The sequence below is a fragment of the Sphingomonas sp. JC676 genome, assembly GCF_014489075.1.
In the GTDB taxonomy this organism is placed as follows: domain Bacteria; phylum Pseudomonadota; class Alphaproteobacteria; order Sphingomonadales; family Sphingomonadaceae; genus Sphingomonas.
Genome location: NZ_JACTGR010000020.1, coordinates 1 through 2088 on the forward strand (window position 1 = coordinate 1; position 2088 = coordinate 2088).

3 protein-coding genes are annotated in these 2088 nt (G+C 59.7%); 1 reads left to right on the forward strand and 2 read right to left on the reverse strand.

Features of this window, described 5'->3' with window-relative positions:
- Nucleotides 1-71: 71 nt before the first annotated feature.
- Both IAG41_RS22800 and IAG41_RS22805 read right to left on the reverse strand, forming a co-directional pair.
- Entirely contained in the window at nt 72-791 is a 720-nt protein-coding gene (locus IAG41_RS22800; RefSeq protein WP_187731002.1) for a hypothetical protein, read from the reverse strand.
- A 163-nt stretch (nt 792-954) separates the two neighbouring features.
- Nucleotides 955-1149 carry a hypothetical protein gene (locus tag IAG41_RS22805; protein WP_187731003.1) on the reverse strand — a complete coding sequence of 65 codons (195 nt, stop codon included), beginning with the start codon at nt 1147-1149 and terminating at the stop codon, nt 955-957.
- Between the two features lie 271 nt (nt 1150-1420).
- On the opposite strand from IAG41_RS22805, the gene IAG41_RS22810 reads away from it, so the two are divergent.
- Entirely contained in the window at nt 1421-1975 is a 555-nt protein-coding gene (locus IAG41_RS22810; protein WP_187731004.1) for a hypothetical protein, read from the forward strand.
- The last annotated feature ends 113 nt before the right edge of the window (nt 1976-2088 follow it).

Consider the following 2088-nt stretch of genomic DNA (forward strand, 5'->3'; position numbering starts at 1 on the left):
CGATCCGGCGAAAGGCAGCTAACGACCCACTAGCGGAGGTTGGTTGAAGTCGAGCAGGCGTACATTCACGCTCAACGATAACCGTCGCGAACCCAATGTACGCTGACGACCGGAACGACCTCGCGGCTCCGCCTCGCAGCCTCTCGGAGAGCGGCTTCGCTTGTAGCGTTGCAGTTGTCGCCAACGATCGACAGGCCCTGCCAAGGTCGATCGGTGACGTTGCCACCCTCCAGCGGCCACGGCCCACAGAGGACCGGCCATGTCTCTGCAGCGGTGATACTGCCCATGCCGTCAAAGGCAGTGGCGCGTACGGCCTCATAGCAGAAATTGACGTGGGGCTGTTGGATCGGGGCCGGAAGTCCGACTTCGCGAGCAGGTACCGACGAGTCCGGCGGCGCCCCCTCAGCATTGCCATCGGAAGCCACGCTTTCAGCGGCAAGCGAACAGTCATTGCTTTGCCTGATGACCGGATCACCGGAAACGAGAACACTCTCTGTCACCGACCAAGCCCCATAGGTCCGGCGTCGATTGCGACCCTTCCCTTCTTCAATCCATTGCGGAGTGAGACTTTGGTTGTGACGTAAATAGCCCCAACTCGCGCACACCGGCCATCGCTCGACAGGCTTGGTTTCTTTGACTTTGCAACGCGGGTCTTCGACGCGCCACACGCCGTCGCGGAATTTCGGCCTCTCATCCATCACGCTCTGTCGAAACCACGGCGTTTCCGAAACTACGCGGTTTGAACAGGCCGCTAACGGAGCGATTACCGCCACGAATGAGATCGAAGTCATTAGACGCATGCATCGATCGTATCGCGATAGATGAATGTCGACTATCCACCAAAGTTGGGCATTGGCGCGGCCGCGGCAATCCGTCGCCGCGGATGACCGGCAGTGGTGGAAAGCGGTCGTTGCGACGAGCAAAAAGAGTTTGGCCGGTATCTAGTTTGCGGACTCACAGGCCGTACGGGAAAAATATCTGCCCGATTGTGCCCAGGGCACAGAGAATAGTGAGGATGGCCACGAACAATGCCGTCAGCCAGAAACGCACTGGCTGCCTGCTGCGTCGACCCGACAAGGTGAAGCCGGCTTGAGGAAACTCCATCGTGCCCGTCCTAAAGCCGCTCACCAACAACCAGCCGAACAGCAACCGTCACCGCCCCGGTGATCAACGGACCCCAGATCGTTTCGCTCACTGCGGTTCTTCCGGCTCCGGCCCTGACTTGTGGCTCGCCACTGGCGGTAGCCGTTCGTCCCGGCGCGCTTCATCTTGATCAGGCGTCATATCGGCCAGGGTGCCTATGTCAGGCGAGGTCTACAACTGGGACATCGATAGCCGTTGAGGCAATCTGCCCGGCCCGTGTCCGGAAGTGCTGGCTAGCAGCCGTTGACGAAAATGCACTTTTCGGTAGCCTCGAACAATGTGGAACGCGGCAACCTTTGCTCTGCTGGTGGCCTGCGCGCCCTTAACTCAGGATAACGTTCGCACCGTCGCCGCGATCGAGGTTGTGTTGCAAACGTCTGCGGATCGCGCCGACCTTCTTGCAGTGTTACGCCAACAGGCAGCAGCCGATCCGGCCCTACATGTCGATGACGTCAGCGACCGTTGGGAGGAACTCAAGGCCCAAGCGCAAAACTTCCCACCGGAAGCAGATGGGACGCTTTACGTAGGCGTATGGCGCGGAGAGAATGACGACGAGCAGGAAGCTGACGTTGACGATATGGGCCATAAGGGTCGGGTGTGGCTGACGTTCCCGAAGGGTCGCGTTCCCGAGCGTTCGTTGAATTTCCGCACGCGTCTGATCGCTGCAATCCGCGACAGATGGCCGAGCAGCAAAGCAATCCCGATTTTACCCTCCGGCGCGCTTCCGCTGGCAGTCGATCTTCAAGAGACGCCGACCGGATACAAGATCACAAAAACCGCGGCACCTAGATACGGTCTTTTACCGACCTCAGCGCTTGTCGCTCCCGATTAGACGCTGACCACGTCTCCTATTGGGGCGTTAGCTGCCGGTGGGCGGCTATGTGAACGAACATGGGGTAATCGCGGGAGCGAGTTTCCCCGATCAGCGATGATGCGGAGGGTGGC